At 68.8% G+C, this 22707-nt stretch carries 19 protein-coding genes; 8 read left to right on the forward strand and 11 right to left on the reverse strand.

The window, feature by feature from the left end; all coding sequences use genetic code 11:
* A partial coding sequence (locus KDH83_RS18700; protein WP_212318603.1) for an ATP-binding cassette domain-containing protein occupies positions 1-275 on the reverse strand: 275 nt, incomplete at its 3' end.
* Between KDH83_RS18700 and KDH83_RS18705 the strand changes: the two genes are divergently transcribed.
* Positions 274-921: an arylesterase gene (locus tag KDH83_RS18705; RefSeq protein WP_212318606.1), complete on the forward strand. Its 648-nt coding sequence runs from the start codon at positions 274-276 to the stop codon at positions 919-921. The genes KDH83_RS18700 and KDH83_RS18705 overlap by 2 nt on opposite strands.
* 10 nt (positions 922-931) lie before the next feature.
* On the opposite strand, the gene KDH83_RS18710 is transcribed toward KDH83_RS18705, so the two are convergent.
* Positions 932-2899, reverse strand: coding sequence for a SurA N-terminal domain-containing protein (locus tag KDH83_RS18710; RefSeq protein ID WP_212318609.1), 1968 nt, complete (start codon positions 2897-2899; stop codon positions 932-934).
* A gap of 281 nt (positions 2900-3180) precedes the next feature.
* On the opposite strand from KDH83_RS18710, the gene KDH83_RS18715 reads away from it, so the two are divergent.
* Genes KDH83_RS18715 through rlmJ form a run of 3 tightly spaced genes read left to right on the forward strand, consistent with a single transcriptional unit; the run spans position 3181 to position 6153 of the window.
* Entirely contained in the window at positions 3181-4470 is a 1290-nt protein-coding gene (locus tag KDH83_RS18715; RefSeq protein WP_212318649.1) for a M20/M25/M40 family metallo-hydrolase, read from the forward strand.
* A 55-nt stretch (positions 4471-4525) separates the two neighbouring features.
* A complete protein-coding gene (gene ugpQ / locus KDH83_RS18720) occupies positions 4526-5278 on the forward strand; it encodes a glycerophosphodiester phosphodiesterase (RefSeq protein ID WP_212318612.1) in 753 nt (250 codons plus the stop codon).
* Positions 5279-5292: 14 nt separating this feature from the next.
* A complete protein-coding gene (rlmJ, locus tag KDH83_RS18725; protein WP_212318615.1) occupies positions 5293-6153 on the forward strand; it encodes a 23S rRNA (adenine(2030)-N(6))-methyltransferase RlmJ in 861 nt (286 codons plus the stop codon).
* A 13-nt stretch (positions 6154-6166) separates the two neighbouring features.
* Here the strand turns inward: rlmJ and KDH83_RS18730 are convergent, their stop codons facing one another.
* Positions 6167-7060, reverse strand: coding sequence for a LysR family transcriptional regulator (locus KDH83_RS18730; protein ID WP_212318619.1), 894 nt, complete (start codon positions 7058-7060; stop codon positions 6167-6169).
* Between the two features lie 160 nt (positions 7061-7220).
* On the opposite strand from KDH83_RS18730, the gene KDH83_RS18735 reads away from it, so the two are divergent.
* Both KDH83_RS18735 and KDH83_RS18740 read left to right on the forward strand, forming a co-directional pair.
* On the forward strand, positions 7221-8606 hold the full coding sequence (locus KDH83_RS18735; protein ID WP_212318622.1) for a VOC family protein: 1386 nt from the start codon (positions 7221-7223) through the stop codon (positions 8604-8606).
* Positions 8607-8635: 29 nt separating this feature from the next.
* A complete protein-coding gene (locus tag KDH83_RS18740) occupies positions 8636-9850 on the forward strand; it encodes a PLP-dependent aminotransferase family protein (protein ID WP_212318625.1) in 1215 nt (404 codons plus the stop codon).
* Positions 9851-9896: 46 nt separating this feature from the next.
* On the opposite strand, the gene KDH83_RS18745 is transcribed toward KDH83_RS18740, so the two are convergent.
* The 3 genes from KDH83_RS18745 to KDH83_RS18755 form a co-directional block, all read right to left on the reverse strand.
* Positions 9897-11321 (reverse strand): dihydrolipoyl dehydrogenase, encoded by a 1425-nt coding sequence (locus tag KDH83_RS18745; protein ID WP_212318653.1) that lies wholly within the window; start codon positions 11319-11321, stop codon positions 9897-9899.
* A gap of 215 nt (positions 11322-11536) precedes the next feature.
* Positions 11537-12265: a glutathione peroxidase gene (locus tag KDH83_RS18750; protein WP_212318628.1), complete on the reverse strand. Its 729-nt coding sequence runs from the start codon at positions 12263-12265 to the stop codon at positions 11537-11539.
* A gap of 193 nt (positions 12266-12458) precedes the next feature.
* On the reverse strand, positions 12459-12659 hold the full coding sequence (locus tag KDH83_RS18755) for a heavy-metal-associated domain-containing protein (RefSeq protein ID WP_212318631.1): 201 nt from the start codon (positions 12657-12659) through the stop codon (positions 12459-12461).
* A 160-nt stretch (positions 12660-12819) separates the two neighbouring features.
* Here KDH83_RS18755 and KDH83_RS18760 point away from each other — a divergent pair, with 160 nt between their 5' ends.
* Together KDH83_RS18760 and cueR are read left to right on the forward strand one after the other, a co-directional pair.
* Positions 12820-15102, forward strand: a complete 2283-nt coding sequence (locus tag KDH83_RS18760; protein WP_212318633.1) for a heavy metal translocating P-type ATPase — start codon at positions 12820-12822, stop codon at positions 15100-15102.
* A gap of 32 nt (positions 15103-15134) precedes the next feature.
* Complete coding sequence (gene cueR / locus KDH83_RS18765) at positions 15135-15521, forward strand: Cu(I)-responsive transcriptional regulator (protein WP_212318635.1); 387 nt, start codon at positions 15135-15137, stop codon at positions 15519-15521.
* A 112-nt stretch (positions 15522-15633) separates the two neighbouring features.
* Here cueR and rlmD read toward each other — a convergent pair whose 3' ends face one another.
* The 5 genes from rlmD to KDH83_RS18790 all read right to left on the reverse strand — a co-directional run.
* The gene (gene rlmD, locus KDH83_RS18770; RefSeq protein ID WP_212318638.1) at positions 15634-17037 is read right to left on the reverse strand and encodes a 23S rRNA (uracil(1939)-C(5))-methyltransferase RlmD; all 1404 of its coding nucleotides are present in this window, start codon (positions 17035-17037) and stop codon (positions 15634-15636) included.
* Between the two features lie 62 nt (positions 17038-17099).
* Positions 17100-17867, reverse strand: a complete 768-nt coding sequence (locus tag KDH83_RS18775) for an aldolase/citrate lyase family protein (RefSeq protein ID WP_212318640.1) — start codon at positions 17865-17867, stop codon at positions 17100-17102.
* 3 nt (positions 17868-17870) lie between these two features.
* Positions 17871-19616, reverse strand: coding sequence for a hydantoinase B/oxoprolinase family protein (locus tag KDH83_RS18780; protein WP_212318642.1), 1746 nt, complete (start codon positions 19614-19616; stop codon positions 17871-17873).
* Positions 19609-21720 (reverse strand): hydantoinase/oxoprolinase family protein, encoded by a 2112-nt coding sequence (locus tag KDH83_RS18785; protein WP_212318645.1) that lies wholly within the window; start codon positions 21718-21720, stop codon positions 19609-19611. The genes KDH83_RS18780 and KDH83_RS18785 overlap by 8 nt, the downstream gene beginning before the upstream one ends.
* Before the next feature lie 112 nt (positions 21721-21832).
* The coding region (locus KDH83_RS18790; protein ID WP_212318647.1) for a LysR family transcriptional regulator at positions 21833-22707 on the reverse strand (875 nt) is incomplete at its 5' end.

A 22707-nucleotide genomic window follows, 5' to 3' on the forward strand; every position in this document is an offset into this window, starting at 1 on the left:
CCGCCCGCAGGGTTGCCGCGCACCCGAGCGCGGCCGCCCCCGTCCAGCGCGACCAGGTCCGGGCCGGCCCGCTTCACGCGGCCCGCCCGGGGAACACCCACCCCGGCCAGCAGCCCCAGCAAGGTGGACTTGCCCGAGCCCGAGCTGCCCGTGATGGCCACGGCGCTGCCCGCCTCGACCGTAAAATCGATTCCTTCCAGGATAGACAGCGTGCCGCCGGCGTCGGCGACCCGCTTGCCCAGCCCTTTCACCTCGATCGAGTTATTGCTATCCATGCGCCTATTTTTCCGTCTGCTGTACACGTCCGTCCTGACCGCCGCCGCCATCGCGCCCGGCCACGCTCAGACTGTCCCCACGGCCCAAGGTTCCGCGCCGCGCGCGGTGCTGGTGCTGGGCGACAGCCTGTCCGCTGAATATGGCATCAAGCGCGGCACCGGCTGGGTGCCGCTGCTGTCCGAGCGGATTTCGCAACAATACCCCAAGTACAAGGTCGTCAACGCCAGCATCAGCGGCGACACCACCAGCGGCGGCGTCGCCCGCCTGCCCGCGCTGCTGCGCCAGCACGCGCCGGCCGTGGTGATGCTGGAGCTGGGCTCGAACGACGCGCTGCGCGGCCTGTCGCTGACCATGACCGAGCAGAACCTGCGCAACATGGCCCAGGCCGCGCGCCAGGCCGACGCCGACGTCGTCATCGTGGGCATGCAGATCCCGCCCAATTACGGGCGCGACTACACGCAGCGCTTCGCGCAGTTGTTCCCTACGGTGGCCAAGGACGAAAAAGCCCGGCTCGTCCCCTTCCTGATGGAAGGCATTGCGACGAACCGGGCCATGTTCCAGGCTGACGGCATCCATCCCAACGAGGATGCCCAGCCCCAACTGCTCGATAACGTGTGGCCGGCGCTGCGGCCACTGCTCAACTAGCCTGGCGGGCTCAGCCCGCCGAGGCGGGCTGCTCGCCCTTGATGGCGTCGGCCGAGGCCGGCAGCAACTGCACCTTGTACTGCTCGCGCAGCATGCGCAGCAGGGCTTCGCTCTCGGCCTGGCCATAAGCGCCGGCCAACTGGCCCGCCAGGCTCTCGCGCTCGGCCTGCTCGACCTTGCCCGCTTCGACCTTTTCCAGGCGCGCCACCATATAGTCGGCGCCAGCCTGCACGCCGACATAGGCGGGCAGCGCGCCGGCCGGCTGGCGCATGATGGCGTCCAGCACCGCGCGCGGCAGACCGCCCGGATCCTGGCGCGACACAATCACCACGCCGGCGAAGCCTTCGGGCGAGGCTGCCGGATTGGCCTTGTCGGCGGCCAGCGCGGCTTCGCCAGCCTGCTTGGCGGCTTCGGCCGAGCGCTCGTCCAGCAGCTTGGCGCGGATGGTTTCGCTGACCTTGTCCAGCGGCGGCACGTGGGCCGGCTCCACGGCGGCGACGCGCACGGCCAGCATGGTGTCCGGAGCCAGCTCGATCACGCCGGAATTCTGCTTTTCGCGCAGCACGTCGGCCGAGAACAGCGCCTGGCGCACGCGCGGGTTGTCCAGCAGCGCGGCGTCCGGACCGGCGGCGGCGGAGCCCGGACCGGCCTTGTCGGCGGGGAGCAGGCCTTCGCGGGTCACGCCGGCGGCGGTGCGCAGCTTCAGGCCGACCGCGTCGGCGGCGGGCTGCAGGCTGTCGCGCTGGTCATAGACCTGCTTGCTCAGCTGGCTGGCCATTTCCGAGAAACGCACGGCGGCGAGCTGCTTGCGCACTTCGCCGGCGAGCTGGTCCTTGACCTCGGCCAGCGGCTTGATCGCGGCGGGCTGGATCTCGGTCAGCTTGAGGATGTGCAGGCCGCTGGGGCTTTCGACGACGCCGGAGACCTGGTCCTTGTTCAGGCCGAAGGCGGCCTTGTCCAGAGAACCGGGCAACGCGCCCTTCTGCTGCCAGCCCAGGTCGCCGCCATTGGCGGCCGAGCCGGCGTCCTGCGATTCCTTGCGAGCCAGTTCGGCGAACTTGGACGGGTCGGCCACGGCCAGCTTGTCCAGCTCGTCGGCCTTGGCGCGAGCGGCCTTGCGCGCATCTTCCGAGGCGCCGGCCGGCAGATTGATCATGATGTGGCTGACGCGGCGGCGCTCGGGCTGGCCGAAGCGGGTCTTGTTCTGCTCGTAGTACGAGGCCAGGTCTTCGTCCTTGACCTGCACGCCCTGGGTGGCGGCGGCTTCGTCCAGCACCAGGTACTGCACCTGGACCTGTTCGGGAATCTGCAGCTGCTGCTTGTTGGCGTCGTACCAGGACTGGATGTCGGCCGGGCTCACATCGACCTTCGAACGGTAGTCGGCGGCGGCGAAGCGGCGCAGCTGGACCGAACGGGTCTGGGTCAGCGCGGTTTCCAGCGAGGCCACCACTTCGGCGGGTGCGCGGGCGGTCAAGCCCACGGGCTCGAGCACACGGCCGATCGACAGATCGCGGCGCACGCTGGCCTCGAACGTATTCGTCGTCAAGCCCTGCGCGGCCAGCACCTGATCGTAGCGTTCCCGCGAGAAGACGCCATTGGCCTGGACCTCGGGAACATTCTTGAGGATGTAGTTGCGCAGCGTGGCGTCCGACACCGACAGACGATTGTCGATGACGACGTTCGCCATCAGGCGCTGGTTGATCAGCTCGTTCAGCAGGCTCTGGCGCACGAACGGCGTATCGACCACGGCGGGGTCGAACTGCGCGCCCTGGCGCTGGCGCAACTGCTCCAGTTGATTGCGGTGGGCCTGGTCGAACTCGGCGCGGGTGACGGGCTGGCCCGCGACCGTGGCCAGCTCAGGCTCCTTGCGCATGAAGCTTTCATAGCCCTGTATGCCGACCAGGAAGAAGGACGGCACGATCAGAAGCAGCAGAATGAACTGCATCCAGCGACGATGGCTGCGAATAAATTCGAACATGGAATCCCTGTTGCCGCGCTCCGGACGTAAACCGGGAGCCGCAAGAAAACGCATAAAAAAAGGCGAACGAGCTTCGCCTTGTTCCCACACCGGTTATACACCGGATCAGCCGCGGGATTTTAGCATTTCCCGCCCGCGCGCGACGTTCAGATTCCCTTGATCATCGCCCGGCGCCAGCGCGTCAAGCAGGGAAACCCCGGTTCCGGCGCGCCGGCCCGGCCCGTATCGTGGTCCGTTCCCGGGCGCCCGGCGCCCAGCGACAAACGAGGTTTGCGTTCATGATGACTCCGCGCCTTTCCCCATTCCTCACCCGCGCCGCGGGCGCCACCGCCCTGTTCCTGGCTTGCTCGGCGGCCTGGGGCGCGCCCGTGGCGGCCGTGCACGAGGCCGCCCAGGCCGAGCGGCAGGCCATGCTGGACACCATGCGCGACCTGGTCGGCATCGAATCCGGCAGCAAGGACGTCGAAGGCGTGGAACGCATCGCCGCGCTGGTGCGCGACCGGCTGGCGGCGCTGGGCGGCAAGGCCGAGATCATCCAGCCCGCCCAGGTCTTCCGCCTGGACGACACGCCGGAGAAGGTCGGCCCCATGGTGCGGGCCGAGTTCCTGGGCAGCGGCGACAAGAAGATCATGCTGATCGCCCATATGGACACCGTCTACCGCAACGGCATGCTCAAGGACCAGCCCTTCCGCATCGACGGCGACAAGGCCTATGGCCTGGGCATCGCCGACGACAAGCACGGCGTGGCGGCCATCATCCACACCCTGGCCCTGCTGCGCAAGCTGGACTTCCGCGGCTACGGCAAGATCACCGTGCTGATCAACGGCGACGAGGAAATCAGCTCGCCGGGCGCGCGCGACACCATCACCACCCTCGCGGCCGACCAGGACGCCGTGTTCTCGTATGAAGGCGGCGGCGCCGAAGCCCGGCTGACGCTGGCCACCAGCGGCATCGGCGCGGCCTACCTGACCGTGCAGGGCAAGACCTCGCACGCGGGCGCGCGACCCGAAGGCGGCATCAATGCGCTGTATGAGCTGGCCCACCAGGTGCTGCAGATGGACAAGCTGTCGCAACCCGACAAGGGACTGAAGCTGAACTGGACCGTGGCCCAGGCCGGCACCAACCGCAACGTCATCCCGGGCCAGGCCACGGCCCAGGCAGACGCCCGCGCGCTGCGCGTGGCCGATTTCGACGCGCTGGCGCGCACGCTGGAGGAAAAGTCGCGCAACAAGCTCTTGCCCGAGTCCAAGGTCAGCGTGAAGTTCGAGGTGCGCCGCCCGCCCCTGGAGGCCACCGCCGCCTCGCGCGCGCTGGCCTCGCACGGCGTGGCCATCTACCAGGAGCTGGGCCTGCCCATGAAGGTGGTGGACCGCGCCAGCGGCGGCGGCACCGACGCCGCCTTCGCCGCGCTGAAGGCGCGCGGCCCGGTCATCGAGGGCATGGGCCTGTCCGGCTTCGGCGCCCACTCCAATGACGCGGAGTACATACAGATCGGCAGCATCGTGCCCCGGCTGTACCTGTCGACGCGCATGATCATGGATGTGTCACAGGGCAAGGCGCCGCTGAAATAGGCCATTAGGAGTATCCTTGCAACCCTGCTCCGTAGAACACTCAAGCAACACCCAAATGACCGCAAACCTCCCCTCCTGGCCCTACTCCCGTTACATCGCCCACCGCGGCGGCGGCCGCCTGGCGCCGGAGAACACGCTGGCCGCCATGCGCGTCGGCGCCGAACACGGTTTCACCATGTTCGAGTACGACGTCAAGCTCAGCCGCGACAACGTGCTGGTGCTGATGCACGACGATGACGTGGACCGCAGCTCGAACGGCCACGGCCCTGCCGCCGCCAAGGACTACATCGAACTGGCGCAGCTGGATTTCGGCAGCTGGCACTCGGCCGCCTACGCCGGCGAGCCGCTGCCCACCTTCGCCGCCGTGGCCCGCTACACCGTCGCCAACGGCATCGCCAGCAACGTCGAGATCAAGCCCTGCCCGAGCCGCGAGGCCGAGACCGGCCGCGCCGTGGCGCTGGCCGCCCGCGAGCTGTGGCGCCAATCGGCCACCGCCCCCCTGCTTTCTTCCTTCGCCGAAGAGGCGCTGGCGGCGGCGCTGGAAGCCGCGCCCGAGCTGCCGCGCGCGCTGCTGGTGGAAAAAGTCCCGGCCGACTGGCTGGCGCGCCTGCAGAAGTACCAGTGCGTGGCGCTGAACATCAACCAGAAGGACGCCACCCGCGAGCTGATCGACGCCGTGCATGCCGCCGGCTACCGCATCGCCGCCTGGACCGTCAACGATCCGGAGCGCGCGCGCCTGCTGCTCGACTGGGGCATCGACGGCATCTTCACCGACGAGCTGGCCGCGATCCGGCCCGTCCAGGCTTAAAGGACCGGGCGCCCGTGTTCAGCTACCGCCACGCCTTCCACGCCGGCAACCACGCCGACGTGCTCAAGCACGCCATCCTCGTCCACACGCTGGATTACTTCAACCGCAAGGACGCGCCGTACTGGGTCATCGACACCCATGCCGGCGCCGGCCTGTACAGCCTGGACGGCGACTGGGCCACCAAGACCGCCGAGTCCGCCGATGGCATCGGCCGGCTCTGGGATCGCGACGACCTGCCGCCCATCCTGGCCGAGTACCTGCAGCGCGTCCGCGCCTACAACACCAACGGCCGGCTGCGGCGCTATCCCGGCTCGCCCTGGCTGACGCTCGATGCGCTGCGTCCGTCGGACCGGCTGCGCATGTTCGAGATGCACCCGACCGAGATCGATACGCTGGTCGGCAACCTGGAACACCTGGACCGCAACGCCCAGCGCCAGACCACCATCTACGGCGACGACGGCTTCGAAGGCGTGAAGGCGCTGCTGCCGCCGCCCACGCGGCGCGGCATGGTGCTGATCGATCCGTCCTATGAAGACAAGAACGACTACCGCCGCACGCTGAACACGGTCAAGGAGTGCATCAAGCGTTTCGCCACCGGCACCATCGCCGTCTGGTATCCGCTGGTGCAGCGGCGCGAGGCCAACGAGATGGCCCGCCATCTGGAAAACCTGAAGGTCAAGAGCTGGCTGCACGCCACGCTGACCGTCAAGAAGGCGGCCATCGACGGCTACGGCCTGCACGGCAGCGGCATGTTCCTGGTCAATCCGCCCTGGACGCTGCACGAGGCCCTCAAGCCCGCCATGCCCTATCTGGCGCGCGAGCTGGCGCAGGACGACCGGGCCGGCTTCACGCTGCAATACCGCGAGAACACCTGAGCGGGCGTCCGCCTCAGGGTTGCCGCGCCGCCGCCGCGAGCCAGGCGCGGAACGCCTGCAGCGGCGGATAGCTGGCCTGGCTCGGACGCCAGGCCAGATAGTATTTCTCGGCGCTTTCCACCTGCGCGTCGATGGCCAGCACCAGATCGCCGCGCGCCAGTTCGGCCTCGATCAGGAAGCGCGGCAACAGCGCCACCCCCAGGCCCGACATGGCCGCCTGCGAGGCCAGCGCGAACTGATCCACCAGCATGCCGTTCACGCCCTGGGCCTGCACGCCCATGGCGTGGAACCAGCGCTCCCAGGCGTCCGGCCGGCTTTCCAGGTGCAGCAGCGGCGCCTTCAGCAGATCCGCCGGTGCCTGGAAATCGAACTGCTCGCGCAGCGCCCGGCTGCATGCCGGCACCACCTGCTCGCTCATCAGGAAATCCAGCTCGGCCCCCGGCCATACCGGCAGGCCGAAGTGGATCGCCGCGTCCACCGGCTCGGTGGCGAAATCGAATTGTTCCGGGCGCGTGGCCAGGTTGATGGTGATGCCGGGATTGGCCGCCATGAACGCCGGCAGCCTCGGCGCCAGCCAGCGCGTGCCGAAGGTGGGCAGGATCGCGATGTTGAGCGTGCCGCCCTGCGGATTGGCGCGAAAACCCAGCGTGGCCGCCGACACGCGTTTGAGCGCCTCGCGGATTTCCCGCGCATAGGCCTCGCCGGCCTTGTTCAGCCGCACGGTCTGGCGCTCGCGCACGAACAGGTCCGTGCCCAGCAGCTCTTCCAGCGCGCGGATCTGCCGGCTGACGGCGCTTTGCGTCAGGCTCAGCTCCAGCGCCGCGCCCGTGAAGCTCTGGTGGCGGGCGGCCGCCTCGAAGGCGCAGAGCACGGACATGGAGGGCAGGTATTTGCGCGGGAATTTCATGGGAGTTCATTCTATTTATGAATGACCTTGGACACAAATGTCGGTTGACCCTCTTGCGCACACACCTGGAGAATCACGCAATCGGGAGCTTTTCATGTATTTAATGAATGACATGAAGGTTCTCTGCCAACTCTCTTCCACCTTGACCCCGTTTCCTGCCATGACCCGTTCCGCCCTCGTTTCCCCGGATGACATCCGCACCCGTTTCTCGCGCGCCATGTCCGACATGTACCGCCAGGAAGTGCCGCAATACGGCACCCTGCTGGACCTGGTCGCCGACATCAACGCCAACGTGCTGGCCGGATCGCCGGAACTGCGCGACAGCCTGGCGCGCTCGGCCAGCCTGGAGCGGCTGAACCTGGAGCGCCACGGCGCCATCCGCCTGGGCACGGCCGCTGAACTGGCGACCATGCGGCGCGTGTTCGCGGTGATGGGCATGGAGCCCGTCGGCTACTACGATCTGTCGGTCGCCGGCATTCCGGTCCACTCCACCGCCTTCCGCCCGGTCGGCGACGCGGCGCTGGCGGCCAATCCCTTCCGCGTGTTCACCTCGCTGCTGCGCCTGGAACTGCTCGAAGACCAGGCCCTGGCCGCGCAGGCGCGCGAGATCCTGGAACGGCGCAACATCTTCACGGCGCGCGCGCTGGCGCTGACCGAGCAGTTCGAACGGGACGGCGGCCTGGAGAGCGCCCAGGCGGACGAATTCGTCGAACAGGTGCGCGAGACCTTCCGCTGGCACAGCGAGGCCACCGTCACGGCCGAGACCTACAAGGCGCTGCACGACGCCCATCGCCTGATCGCCGACGTGGTCTGTTTCGCCGGCCCGCATATCAACCACCTGACCCCGCGCACGCTGGACATCGACGCGCTGCAGGCCGCCATGCCGGGCCGCGGCATTCCCGCCAAGGAAGTGGTCGAAGGCCCGCCGCGTCGCAAGCACCCCATCCTGCTGCGCCAGACCAGCTTCAAGGCGCTGGAGGAACCGGTCCGTTTCCTGGGCGCGGACACCGCCGGCACCCATACCGCGCGCTTCGGCGAAGTCGAGCAGCGCGGCATCGCGCTGACCCGCAAGGGCCGCCAGCGCTACGACGCGCTGCTGGCCCGCGCCCGCGAGCAGGCGCCCGGTCAACGCTACGAAGACCGGCTGGCCGAGGTCTTCACGGAATTCCCCGACGACCTGGACGCGCTGCGCGCCGAAGGCCTGGCCTTCTTCCGCTACGCCCTGACCGACGACGGCCTGCGCCACGCCGACCCGTCGGCTGCCGACCTGGACGTCGATGCGCTGCTGGCCCGTGGCCTGGTGCAAGCCAATCCGATCACCTACGAGGACTTCCTGCCCGTGAGCGCGGCCGGCATCTTCCGCTCGAACCTGGGCAGCGCAGAGCAGCGCAACTACTCGGCCAACGAAGCGCGCGCGGCCTTTGAACGCGACCTGGGCTGCGCCGTGCACGACGAGATCGCCCTGTACGAAGCGGCCCAGGCCGAATCGCTGGCGCGCGTCCGCGCCCTGCTCGGCCAGGCCGAAGACGCCGCCCTGCCCGCCTGAACGCCCGCGCCCCGCACAACGAGCCGACCATGAGCCACTCTCCCTACGCCGCCGCCTTCGCCGAACCGGCCGGTTCGCCCATTCGCGAACTGTTTCCCTACCTGAGCCGTCCCGGCATGATTTCCTTCGCCGGCGGCTATCCGTCGCCGACGCTGCTGGATGGCGCCGGCATCGAACAGGCCGCGCAACGGGTCTTCGCCCAGGGCGCCGGTATCCTGCAGTACGGCGCGACCGAGGGCGCCCCGGCGCTGCGCGAGGCGCTGGCGCGGCTCTGCGACGCGCGCGGTATCGAGGCGAAGCCCGAGGACATCCTGGTGACCACGGGCTCGCAGCAGGCTTTCGACCTGCTGGTGCGCGTGTTCGTGGAACCCGGCGACGTGGTCTATGTGGAATCGCCGTCCTATCCGGCGACGCTGCAGGCGCTGCGCCTGGCTGGCGCGCGCATCGAGCAGGTGCCGGTGGACGATCAGGGCATGCGGATCGACGTACTGGAATCGCTGCTGGCGAACGCGCCGGCCGATGCCTTGCCCAAGCTCATCTACACCGTCCCGACCTACTCCAACCCCTGCGGCACGCTGTTGTCCCAGGAACGGCGCGCGCAGCTGGCGAGCCTGGCGGCGCGGCACGGCGTGATCGTGGTCGAGGACGATCCCTACGGCGAGCTGCGCTTCTCGCCCACGGCGGTCGAGCCGATCCACGCGCTGGGCGCCAGGCTGCCGTCTGCCAACCCTGTGATCTACCTGTCCAGCCTGTCCAAGACGCTGGCGCCGGCGCTGCGCGTCGGCTGGATGGTGGCGCCGGCGGAAGTCATCCGTCGCTGCGCCATCGCCAAGCAGACCACCGACCTGTGCACCTCGCCGATCGCGCAGCTGATCGCCGCGGAATACCTGAACGCCGGCCGCTATCCGGACACGGTGGAACGCGCCCGGCGCGAGTACGGCGCCCGCATGCAGGCCATGGTCGACATGCTGCAAGCCGAACTCGGCGGCCGCATCCGGGCCAATCCGCCGGAAGGCGGCATGTTCATCTGGGCCGAGGCGCAGGACGACCTGGCGCCCGGCGCGCTGTTCCAGGCCTGCGTGGACCAGGGCGTGCTGTTCGTGCCCGGCGCGGCCTTCTATGCGGCCAATCCCAAGGCCGGCACCATGCGGCTGTCGTATGCCGCGCCCAACGTGGACCAGATCCGCGAAGGCGTGCGCCGGCTGGCCGCCGCGTACAACAGCGCGCTGTCCGCCGGCAAGTAGTCGCGATGGCAAGCGGGGCCGCGATTGCGGCCCCGGCTTCAAGCGTTCAAGCGGTTTCCTCTACCTGCAGCGCCTCGCGCGCCTGCGCCAGCTTGGCGGCGGCATCGCGCAGCGCCGTGCGCAGGCCTTCCTCGATCACGGGGTGGTAGAACGGCATCTCCAGCATCCGCGCCACGGTCAGCTCCTGCTGCACGGCCCAGGCCAGCAGGTGGCCGATGTGCTCCGCGCTGGGACCGACCATCTCGGCGCCCAGGAAACGGCCAGTCGCGATGTCGGCGTACACGTGCAGCATGCCCCGGTTCTTCAGCATCACGCGCGAGCGGCCCTGGTCGCCAAAATCGACCTGGCCGGTGACGAAGGTGCCCGGCACCAGCCGCGCGTGGCCCTGTCCGGCCAGCGCGATCTGCGGATCCGAGAACACCACCGCCAGCGGCGCGCGCCGCAGACCGGGGCGCACTTCGGGATAGCGCGCGGCGTTCTCGCCGGCGATGCGGCCCTCGTCGGCGGCCTCGTGCAGCAGCGGCGCGTCGGCGTTGGCGTCGCCGGCGATGAAGATGGGCGCATCGCCGGCCTGCATGGTCTCGCGGTCGAACAGCGGCACGCCCTGCTTGTTCAATGCCAGCGAGGTGTGCTCCAGGCCCAGCCCGTCCACGTTGGGGCGGCGGCCGGTGGCGACCAGCGCATAGTCGAAGCGCTCGGTGCGCTCGCTGTTGTCCAGCGCCACATAGCGCACCTCGACCTCATCGCCGACGCGCTTGGTTTCCAGCACGCGGGCGTCCAGATCCAGGTAGAACTCGCGCTGGAAGATCTTGCGGGCGCTCTGGCGCACCAGCGGGTCGCTGATGCCGCCCAGGCTGCCGCTGACGCCGAACACGCGCACCTCGACGCCCAGGCGCGCCAGCGCCTGGCCCAGCTCCAGTCCGATCACGCCCGGACCGAACACGGCCACGCGGCGCGGCAGGTCGTCCCAGGCGAACACGTCGTCGTTCACGACCAGCCGGTCGCCCAGCTCGCGGAATGGCGGCGGCACCGACGGCCGCGAGCCGGTGGCGATCACCACCCGCGAAGCCTGGATCTCGGTATGCTCATCCACGCGCAGCACGGTGTCCGACACGAAGCGCGCCTGGCCGCGAATCTTGTCCTCGGCGGGAATGTTCTCCACTCCATCCAGCACGAAGCCGACGAAGCGGTCGCGCTCGCGCTTGACGCGGTCCATGACCGCCTTGCCATCGACGCTGACCTCGCCTTCCACGCGCACGCCGAACGCATCGGTGTGCGTCGCGGCATGCGCGGCCTCGGCGGCGGCGATCAACAGCTTGGATGGCATGCAGCCCACGCGGGCGCAGGTCGTGCCGTAAGGGCCGCCCTCGATCAGCAGGGCGCGCTTGCCGGCGGCGCGGACGGCGCGATAGGCGGCCAGGCCGGCGGTGCCGGCACCGATGATGGCGACGTCAGTGTGCAGGGTCTTCATATTCATGTGCTCCCGATATGGCGTGGTTGTGCGGTGTCTTGCCTAGGGCGAATTCGCCTTGCTGCGCGGGCTCGGGACGCGACCATCCCCACGGCGCCCGGATGGGGCCGCGCAGGAACACGCGCAGCGGGGGGAATTCGGCGCGTGCTCCGCCATGCAAGGCGCGGAGCCGCGCGGCATGCCGGGCCGCCCGGGCCCGGCATGCCTGATGCCTGTCAGGCGAAATGCGCCTTCAGGTCGTCCAGGCCGCCGATCAGCGAGCCGTTGATGAACACCTGCGGCGCGGTGCCCTTACCCGAGACGGCGCCGATGACGCGGCCGCGGACCTTGTTCTCCAGCGGGATCTCGATCGGATCGAAACCCTTGTCCTGCAGCAGCGCCTTGGCTTCCACGCAGAACGGGCAGCCCGGCTTGGAGAACACGACCACCTGGTCGGGCTTCTTGGCCTTGGGGGCGAAGTACGCCAGCATGGTGTCGGCGTCCGACACTTCAAAGGGATCGCCTTCCTTTTCCGGCTCGATGAACATCTTCTGCACCACGCCGTCCTTGACCAGCATGGAGTAGCGCCAGCTGCGCTTGCCGAAGCCCAGGTCGCTCTTGTCGACCAGCATGCCCATGCCTTCGGTGAAGGCGCCGTTGCCGTCGGGCAGCAGCGTGATGTTGGCCGATTCCTGGTCCTTGGCCCATTCGTTCATCACGAAGGTGTCGTTCACCGACACGCAGACGATGCTGTCCACGCCTTCCTTGAAGAAGGTGGGCGCCAGTTCGTTGTAGCGCGGCAGGTGGGTCGACGAGCAGGTCGGCGTGAAAGCGCCAGGAAGCGAAAAGACCACGACCGTCTTGTTCTTGAAGATGTCGTCGGACGTGAGCTTTTTCCAGGTGTTGCCCTCGCGGACGGGGAACGTGACGTTGGGAACACGTTGGCCTTCACGGTTTTGCAGCATTCAATCTCTCCTTGGGGTAGCGGGGTTCTGTTCAACCACCATGGAAAGAATGATAAATCGGCACTATCAATATATCAAATTTAATTGTTTTAATTGATCGATAGTTTTAAGCAATAAGCAAATGAAAAACGCCTGATGGATTCTATGGGATCCATCAGGCGCGCGCCAGGGCCAAGCCGACCCGGCGGGACGCTCAGACGCGGGCCGGCTCGTAGCCCGCGTCGCGGATGGCGGCCTCGACCTTGTCCGCCTGGTCGGTGCCGGTCACCGTCACGCGGTGCGTCGCCAGGTCCGTCGCGACCGCCGAGCCGGGCACGGCGGCCGTGACCGCGCCGGTGATGGTCTTGACGCAGTGGCCGCAGGTCATGTCGGGGACTTGGAACTCGATGCTCATGGATGCTCTCCGAAAGATTCAGGGACGGCCTGGAATGATCCCAGGCATGGCAGCACTGTAAACCTTCCCATCATGGAAAGGTCAAGCGTAAAATCAGGCTTGACCTTCCAATAATGGGAAGGATGAAACTGTGGGCTTCCAGGATAGAAAGAGACCCGCCATGAACATCGCCATCCCCGCCTCTTCCAGCGAGCTGGAGCTCGCCATCGAGGGCATGACCTGCGCGTCCTGCGTCAAGCGCGTCGAGAAGGCCCTGACCCGCGTGCCGGGCGTGGCCCAGGCCCAGGTGAACCTGGCCACCGAGCGCGCGCTGGTCGCCTTCGACCCGACCGCCGCCGACGCCCAGGCGCTGGTGGACGCCGTCGGCAAGATCGGCTACGAGGCCCGCCCCATCGCCGCCGAGGACGATCACGCCGAACGCCAGGCCGAGGCCCGCGACGCCGAGGCCCGCCGCCTGAAGCAGGCCTTCGGCATCTCGCTGGCCCTGACGCTGCCCGTCTTCGTGCTGGAGATGGGCTCGCACCTGATTCCCGCCATGCACCACTGGGTGCTGGCCAATATCGGCCGGCAGAACAGCTGGCTGCTGCAATTCGCGCTGACCACGCTGGTGCTGGCCTGGCCCGGCCGGCACTTCTTCAGCAAGGGCTTCCTGGCCCTGTGGCGCCGCGCGCCCGAGATGAACTCGCTGGTGGCGCTGGGCGCCGGCGCCGCCTGGAGCTATTCCGTGGTGGCCACCTTCGCGCCGCAATGGCTGCCCGAGGCGGCCCGCAACGTCTATTTCGAGGCGGCCGCCGTCATCGTCACGCTGATCCTGCTGGGCCGCATGCTGGAGGCGCGCGCCAAGGGCCGCACCGGCGCGGCCATCCAGCGCCTGATCGGCCTGCAGCCGCGCACCGCCCGCGTCATGCGCGACGGCCAGCCCGTGGACCTGCCCATCGAGCAGGTGCGCAAGGGCGAGATCGTGCTGGTGCGTCCCGGCGAGAAGATCCCGCTGGACGGCGAAATCATCGAAGGCAATTCCTACGTGGACGAATCCATGCTCACGGGCGAGCCTGTGCCGGTCGAAAAGACGTCCGGCATGCAGGCCACCGGCGGCACGCTGAACACGTCCGGCAGTTTCACGCTGCGCGTGACCCATACCGGCGCCGACACCATGCTGGCGCGCATCATCCGCATGGTCGAGGCCGCGCAAGGCGCGCGCCTGCCCATCCAGGCGCTGGTGGATCGCGTCACCGGCTGGTTCGTGCCTGCCGTGATGGGCGTGGCCCTGGTCACCTTCCTGCTCTGGCTGTTCCTCGGTCCCACGCCGGCCCTGTCGCACGCGCTGGTCAACGCCGTGGCCGTGCTGATCATCGCCTGCCCTTGCGCCATGGGCCTGGCCACGCCGACCTCCATCATGGTGGGCACCGGCCGCGCCGCGGAAATGGGCGTGCTGTTCCGCCAGGGCGACGCGCTGCAGACGCTGCGCGATGTGCAGGTCGTGGCGTTCGACAAGACCGGCACGCTGACGCTGGGCAAGCCCACGCTGACCGGCCTGGAAGCCGCGCCCGGCCATGACGCCGAGCAAGTCCTGCTGTGGGTCGCGTCGGTGCAGGCCCGTTCCGAGCACCCCATCGCCGTCGCCATCGTCGCGGCCGCCGCCGAGCGCAAGCTGGCGCTGCTGCCCGCCGAGGGTTTCGCCGCCATCACCGGCGCGGGCGTGGAAGCCGTGGTCGAGGGCCGCAAGGTGCTGGCCGGCGCCGCCCGCCTGATGGCCGAGCGCGGCGTGGACGTCGGCGTCTTCGGCGAACGCGCCACCGAATGGGGCAACCAGGGCAAGACGCCGATCTTCGTCGCCGTGGACGGCCGCGCCGCCGCCATGATGGCCGTGACCGACCCGGTCAAGCCCTCGGCCGTGGCCGCCATCGCCGCGCTGCACGCGCAGGGCCTGAAGACCGCCATGATCACCGGCGACAACCGCCACACCGCGCAGGCCGTGGCGCGCGAGCTGGGCATAGACGAGGTGCGCGCCGAAGTCCTGCCCGACGGCAAGGTGGCCGCCATCACAGCGCTGCGCGAAGGCGGCCGCAAGGTGGCCTTCGTCGGCGACGGCATCAACGACGCGCCAGCGCTGGCCGCCGCCGACACCGGCATCGCCATCGGCACGGGCACCGACGTGGCGATCGAAGCCGCGTCCGTGGTGCTGATGGCCGAGGACCTGAACGGCGTGCCCAACGCCATCGCGCTCAGCCGCGCCACGCTGGCCAACATCCGCCAGAACCTGTTCTGGGCCTTCGCCTACAACGCCGCGCTGATCCCGCTGGCGGCCGGCGCGCTGTATCCGGCCTTCGGCCTGTCGCTGTCGCCGATCTTCGCCGCCGGCGCCATGGCGCTGTCCAGCGTCTTCGTGCTGGGCAATGCGCTGCGCCTGAAGACCTTCCGCCCGCAGGCCGCGCGGGCCTGAGCCCCGCGCCGGACCACACTGGAGCCCACGAGATGAACATCGGACAAGCCGCCCAGGCCTCTGGCATATCCGCCAAGATGATCCGCTACTACGAGAGCATCGGGCTGATCGGCCCGGCGCTGCGCACCGAGTCGGGCTACCGCGTCTACGGCGACCACGAACTGCACACGCTGCGTTTCGTGCGCCGCGCGCGCGACCTGGGATTCTCGGTCGAGCAGATGAACGAGCTGCTGGCGCTGTGGCGCGACCGCAGCCGCGCCAGTGCCGACGTCAAGCGCATCGCGCTGGAGCATGTGCAGGAACTGGAGCGCAAGGCCGAAGCCCTGCGCGACATGGCCGCCACGCTCAAGCACCTGGCGCAGAACTGCCATGGCGACGGCCGGCCGGACTGCCCCATCCTCGAAGGACTGCAAGGGTAATAGTCTCCCCCGAAGCGCCTGCGGCGCCTCTCCCCAGGGGGCGCCGCCCGTGGTCCGGCAAAGCCGGCTCCACGGCGGCCCCGTTACAGGAAGGGACGTTTGGTGCGGATCTTCAGGCGGCGGCGGGGGTTTCCTCGGAGGCCAGGCGGGCCGCTTCGGCTTTTTCGCGGGCGCGCTGCTGCGCCTCGCGCACGGCATCGGCGTCCAGCGATTCGAACACGGCGATGGATTCGACATGGCCGGTGTGCGGGAACATGTTGATCACGCCCGCGCTCTTCAGGACATAGCCGCCCTCGTGCACCATGATGGAGGCATCGCGCGCCAGCGTGGCCGGATTACAGGACACGTAGACGATGCGGCGCGGACGCTCTTCGGCCGCCAGCAGCGACAGCGCCTGCGCCACGGCCTGCGCGCCTTCGCGCGGCGGGTCGATCAGCATGCGGTCGAAATAGCCCAGGCCGCGCAGCCATTCCACATCCACCTCGAACAGGTTCAGCGTGGCGAAGCTGGTGCTTGCCGCCAGCCCGTGGCGCGCGGCGGCCTCGAAGGCGCGGTCGGTCAGCATCTTGCTGCCTTCCACGCCCACCGCCTCGCGGCCCTGGGTCGCCAGCGGCAGCGTGAAATTGCCCAGGCCGCAGAACAGGTCGGCGACGCGGTCGGTGGGCTGCACTTCCAGCAGGGTCAGCGCGCGCGACACCATCGAACGGTTGATCGCGTGGTTGACCTGCGTGAAATCGGTGGGACGGTACGGCATGCGCAGGCCGAATTCCGGCATGGTGTAGGCCAGCGCGTCGGCATCGGCCGGCTCCAGCGCGTGCACGGTGTCCGGCCCCTTGGGCTGGAGCCACCATTGCACCTGATGCCTGGCCGCGAACGCGCGCAGGATGGCGATATCGCCGTCGGTCAGCGGCAGCAGGTGGCGCAGCACCAGCGCGGTCACGCCCTCGCCCAGCGCGACCTCGATCTGCGGCATGCGGTCGGGCGCGGACATCGAGGCGATCATGGCGCGCAAGGGCAGCAGCAGGTCGCTGACGTGGCGCGGCAGCACATGGCATTCGCGCATGTCGGCCACATAGCTGCTCTTGCGCTCATGGAAGCCCACCAGCACGCCGCCCTTCTTCGGCACCACCCGCACCGACAGGCGGGCGCGGTAGCGGTAGCCCCAGGTCGGGCCCTGCAGGGGCGGCAGCACGCGCGCGGGACGGAGCTTGCCGACGTGCCAGAAGGTGTCCTCCAGCGAACGCTGCTTGATCGCGACCTGGGTGCTGGGCTCCAGGTGCTGCATGGCACAGCCGCCACAGACGCCGAAATGCGGGCAGCGCGGCACCACGCGCTGCGACGACGGACGCAGGATCTCCTCGACGCGGGCGATTTCGTAGGACGGCTTGCGGCGCACGGTGGCGGCCACCACGCGTTCGCCCGGCAGGGCTCCCTCAACGAACACGACCTTGCCCTCGCGGCGGGCGATGCCGCGGGCTTCCAGGTCGAGGGATTCGATATTCAAAACGTCAGACATCTTGCGCGGTCCAGGATTACATGCAACCGCGCATTGTAAAGCGAGCGGCCGGTGCGCCGTCGTCAGGCGCCCCGCATGGTCCGGGCGAGCGCGTCCGCCGCGCGCGCCAGCAGCACCGAATCGGCCCCGCAGGCGACGAAGTTGAACCCGTCCCCCAACAGTTGCCGGGCATGCGCCGGATCCTGCACCAAGGTGCCCACCCTGACGCCGGCGGCGATCAGCCTGTGCGCCACGGCCAGGATCCGCTCCCAGACCGCCGGATGCGCGGGCTGGCCCAGCAGGCCCATGTCGGCAGCGATATCGGCCGGTCCGAAGAAGACGCCATCCACGCCATCGGCGGCTCCGATCGCGGCCGCCTCATCCAGCGCGGCGCAGGTCTCGACCTGCAGCAAGACGGCGGTTTCCTCTTCGACCCGCGCGAAATAGTCCGTGACGCGGCCATAGCGGTTGGCGCGGGTGCTGCCGCTGACGCCGCGCACGCCGCGAGGCGGATACCGCACCGAGGCCACGGCATCGATGGCCTCCGCCGGCGTGCGGATCATGGGAAACAGCAGCCCCTGGGCGCCGATATCCAGCAGCCGCTTGACCAGGACCGGATCGTTCCATTCGGGCCGGACGATGGCCGTGGCGCCATAGGCGGCGAAGACCTGCAGCTGCGCCAAGACCGAGCCGATATCGTTGGGCGCATGCTCCATGTCGACCAGGACCCAGTCAAAGTCCGCGCCGGCGACGGCCTCGGCCGCCACGGCGCTGGACAGGCTCACCCACAGGCCGACTTGCGGCCGCCCGGCGCGCAGCGCGGCCAGGAAACGGTTGGCGGGCAATTGCATGGCCTACCTCGATCCGGCCGGCCTGTCGGCGGTCGCGCCCGGCGGCGGCAGGTCTCCGCGCGCGGCGATGGCCAGGACCGAGGCGATGTCCGCCTCCGACAGACCGTGGCAGGCACGGGCGGTCTCGGCCGAGATATAGCCCAGCGCCAGGTCGCGCCGGACGCTGTCCGCGTCGCGCTGCGCCGGCTCGCCATAGCCGGCGCCGCCGGGCAGCGCCATCAGCAGCTTGCGGCCATGCGGCACGAACTGCTTGCCCTTGCCCCGCATGAGCGTGCCGTCGTCCAGCGCGACCGTCGTGGCGGCGCCCGCGCCCCCGCCGCGCCGTCCCCGCGCGGGAAAATGAAGCCGGTCGAACATCATCTGGATGTCGAATTCATGCCCCTCGCGCGCGCCCACCTCCATGTACTGGCCCAGGCCGCCGCGATAGCGCCCCGCGCCGCCGGAATCGGGCCGCAGTTCCTTGCGCCAGATGAGGATGGGACCGACTTGCTCGGTCGCCTCGACCGGCATGGTCATGACGCCGGACGGAAAGGCGGTGGCGTTCATGCCGTCCAGCGTCGGGCGCGCGCCCGCCCCGCCCGAATTGAAGGTCAGCACCTCGGCGCGCGTGGTGCCAGCCGGCGCCGGCGCATCGGTGCGCGGCCGCAGCGAGACCTGGAAATTGCACAGACTGCCCGCCCCTTCGGCAGGCACGGTATCGGGCAGGATCTGGTCCAGCGCGTCGTAGACCGTGTCCGGCAGCATATGGCCGATCACATGCCGCAGCGCCACCGGCGCCGGATGCGGCGCGTTGACGATGCTGTTTGCCGGCGCGACGATCTCGAATGGCGCCAGCGAGGCGGCATTGTTCGGAATGTCCGGAGCGATGGCGCACTTGAGCGCATAGCAGGCATAGGCCTTGGTGTACACCAGCGGCAGGTTGATGCCCTTGGGGTCCACGCCCGATGAACCGGCCCAGTCGCACAGCACGCGGTCGCCTTCGAACGAGACCCTTACCCTGAGGTCGATGGGCTGGTCATAGCCGTCTATCCGCATATGGCCGCTGGCCTGCGCGGCCGGCAACGCCGCGATGCGCTCCAGCGTCGCCCGCCGCGAATTGCCGAGGATGAAGGCCGAGATGCCGGCCAGGTCGCGCAAGCCGAATTCGCTCATCATGTCGACCAGGCGACGATGGCCGACCTCGTTGCAGGTGGCCAGCGCATAGACATCGCCGATCAACTGGTCCGGCTCGCGCACATTGCCGCGGATGATCCGCACCAGCGTCTGGTCCACGATGCCACCGTCCGCGAATTTCATGACCGGAATGTACAGACCCTCCTCGTAGACCGAATTGGCATCCGCGCCGAATCCGCGCCCCCCGATGTCGGTGACGTGCGCCGTGCAGGCGAAGAACCCGACCAGCGCGCCCTCCTTGAAGGACGGGCTGACCACGGTGATGTCATGCAGGTGCCCGGTGCCTTCCCAGGGGTCGTTGGTGATGTAGACGTCGCCCTCGCGCATCTGCTCGCGGCCGATGCGGCGGATGAAGTGCGCCACCGAATCGGCCATCGCGTTGACGTGGCCGGGCGTGCCCGTCACCGCCTGGGCCAGCATTTCGCCCTGCGCGTTGTAGACGCCGGCCGACAGATCGCCCGCCTCGCGCACCGAGGTCGAGAACGCGGTCCGTATGAGCGCCTGCGCCTGTTCCTCGACCACCGATATCAGGCGGTTCCACATGACTTGATAAGCGACTTTCGACAGTTCAGGCATGACCGGCCTCCTCAGGGGTCGCGGCGACTGGCGCGCGCAGTTCGATGCAACCGTCGGCCAGACCCAGCGCGGTCCGGCTGGCGGGCACGACGATCGTGGTTTCGTCTTCGGTGATAAGCGCCGGGCCGCTGGCGTGGCAGCCCGGCGCGAAGTCCTCGCGGCGATGCACGCCGGCCTCGGCGCGGCGTCCCAGGCCGGCATCGAAGAGCGCTCGCCGGGCGTGGGCGCGCGCCTGCCGCAGCGCCTCCGTGGGCGCGACGCGCGCCACCGGCGCCGACGGCGTGCGGGCATTGACCGACCACACCGTGACTTCGGCGCCCATGCCGGCCACGCTGCGGCCGAACAGATTGGCGTAGTCGCGCTCGAACAATTCCAGGAACACGGCCGGATCGGCCGCCTGGGCCTGCTCGGCGGTCAGCGAGATGGGTATGTCCCAGCCCTGGCCGGAATAGCGCATGTAGACCTTGTAGTCCGTCTGGATCTCGGCGGCGGCGTCGCAGGAACGGACGAAGCCGGTCGCTTCCTGCGCCATTTCGGCGAACAGCCGGCGCACCGTCGCGCCATCGAAATCGGCAATCCGCATGAACACGGTGCGATTGGCCTCGAAGCTGAACGGCGCCCGCAGAAAGCCGATGGCCGACCCCACTCCCGCCCCGGGCGGCACCAGGCAGCGGGCAATACCCAGCTTCTCGCACAGCCTGCCCGCATGCAGCGGCGCCGCGCCGCCAAAGGCGATCATCGTGTATTCCGACAGGTCTTCGCCGTTTTCCACCGCATGCACGCGCGCGGCATTCGCCATGTTCTCGTCCACCACTTCGGCCAGGCCCCAGGCCGCCTCGGTCGGATCCATGCCCAGGCGCTGGCCCAACACGCCTTCGACCGCCTCGCGGGCGCGCTCGGGATGCAGCGAGAGGGTGCCGCCGGCGAAATTGTCCGGATCCAGCTTGCCCAGGATCAGGTCGGCGTCGGTCACCGCGGGCCTCGCGCCGCCGCGCCCATAGCACGCCGGACCGGGCTCGGAGCCCGCGCTTTCAGGGCCGACGCGTATCTGGTTCAAGGCATCGACATGGGCCAGCGATCCGCCTCCCGCGCCGATTTCCACCATGTCGATCACCGGGATGGAGATCGGCATGCCCGAACCCTTCTTGAAACGATAGGTGCGCGCCACCTCGAACACGCGGCTGGTCTTGGGCGCGCGTTGCTTGATCAGGCAGATCTTGGCGGTGGTTCCGCCCATGTCGAAGGACAGGACCTTGTCCAGCCCATGGCGCGCGGCGATGTCGGCGGCGAACACGGCGCCCCCGGCCGGCCCCGACTCGACCAGGCGCACGGGGAACTCGGCCGCGCTGTCCAGCGATACGATGCCGCCGCCGGAGTGCATCAGGAAGATCGGACACGCGGCGCCTTCCCGCTCCAGCCGGCCCTGCAACCGGCCCAGGTAGCTCTTGATCAGGGGCTTGATATAGGCGTTGGCGATGGTGGTATTGAAGCGCTCGTACTCGCGCATCTGCGGCGAGACCTCGGACGAGATGGACACCATCGCCTGCGGCAGGCGCTCGGCCAACACGTCGCGGACCAGTTTTTCATGGGCATCGTTGGCATAGGCGTGCAGCAGGCCAACCGCCACGCTCTGGTAGTCCGCCGCCTGCAGTTCGTCGGCCAGCGCCTCGACCTCGGCCCGGTCCAGCGCGATCAGCGCCTGTCCGCGCGCGTCCATCCGTTCGCGCACGACGTAGCGACGATTGCGCGGCAGCAGCGGCTCGGGCAGCGCCAGGTTCAGGTCGTACTGTTCGAAGCGACTTTCGGTCCGCATCTCGATCACGTCGCGGAACCCGGCGGTGGTGATGAACGCCGTCTTGGCGCCGCGCCGCTCGATCAGCGCATTGGTCGCGAGCGTGGTGCCATGGATGATCTGGCCGATGGCGGCGGGCGCGATGCCCGCCTTGGCGCAGACCCGCCGCATGCCGTCCACGATCGCGTCTTCCGGCGCGCCGTAGGTCGTCAAGACCTTGGTGGAGTACTGTCCGCCCGTCGTTTCCAGCACGACGTCGGTGAAGGTGCCGCCGATATCCACGCCCAGGCGCGTGGTGATGTGACCTGCCATCGCTGCTGCTCCTCTCGTCTGAGAACGTGGCAACGATAGAAGGCAGCCTACATCATGTCTAATTATTATTTAAGATGAATATCGATAAATCTCTTTTATCAATCGTTCTCCCTCAGCGCCGCGAATCGGCGATCTCGCGCGCCAGCTCGGCGGCCCGCCGCAGCAGATGGCTGGCGGGCGTATGTTGGTACGACGCCGAGAATGTCAGCGGCGACGGCGTCCAGGCATAGGGCACCTCGGCCAGTTCGCCGGCCGCGACCGCGTCCCGCACCAGCGCCCGCGGCAAGGCCGCCACGCCCAGGCCTTCCAGCGTCATCTGCAGGCAGGCCGCCAGGCTGCCCGACGACACCATGCGGATCTGGCCATCCCAATGCTCGCGGAAATGGGCCGCGATCTCGATATAGGACCGCGTATGGCGCGCATGCGTCAGGATCGTCTGCCCGGCCAGCGCGGCCACGCCCTTGCCGGCCAGGGACAGGCCGGGCGCCGCCACCCAGACCAGCGGCACGCTGCCCAGGTCGACGTTGTCGATGTTGAAGTCCGTGATGGGGCCGTTCAACAGGCCCAGGTCCAGCGACCTGTCCGCCAGCTCATTGCGCAGGTTGATCGACAGGCCCACCGTCAATTCCGCATCGACGAACGGGAACTCGGACTTCAAGGCTCGCAGGTAGTGGCGCAACCAGGTTTGCGCGATCAGTTCCGACACGCCGATCCGCAGCACGCCGCTGTGCTCGTCGGCGCGGCCGGATTGGGCCGAGAACTCCTCTATCGCCGACAGCGCGCGCTCGGCATATCCCAGCAATGACTGCCCCTTGGGCGTCAGCGTGACCGCGCTGCCGTCTCGGTCGAACAGTCTGACGCCCAGCGCCTCCTCAAGCCCGGCGATACGCACCGAGATGTTGGGCTGGGTGGTGTTCAGGCGTTCAGCCGTGCGGCGAAAGCTCTCCAGCTTGGCCAGCCAGACAAAGGTCTCAAGCTGCTTGAGCG

Origin of the sequence: Achromobacter sp. Marseille-Q0513 (genome assembly GCF_018195695.1) — a bacterium.
Lineage (GTDB): Bacteria > Pseudomonadota > Gammaproteobacteria > Burkholderiales > Burkholderiaceae_B > Achromobacter.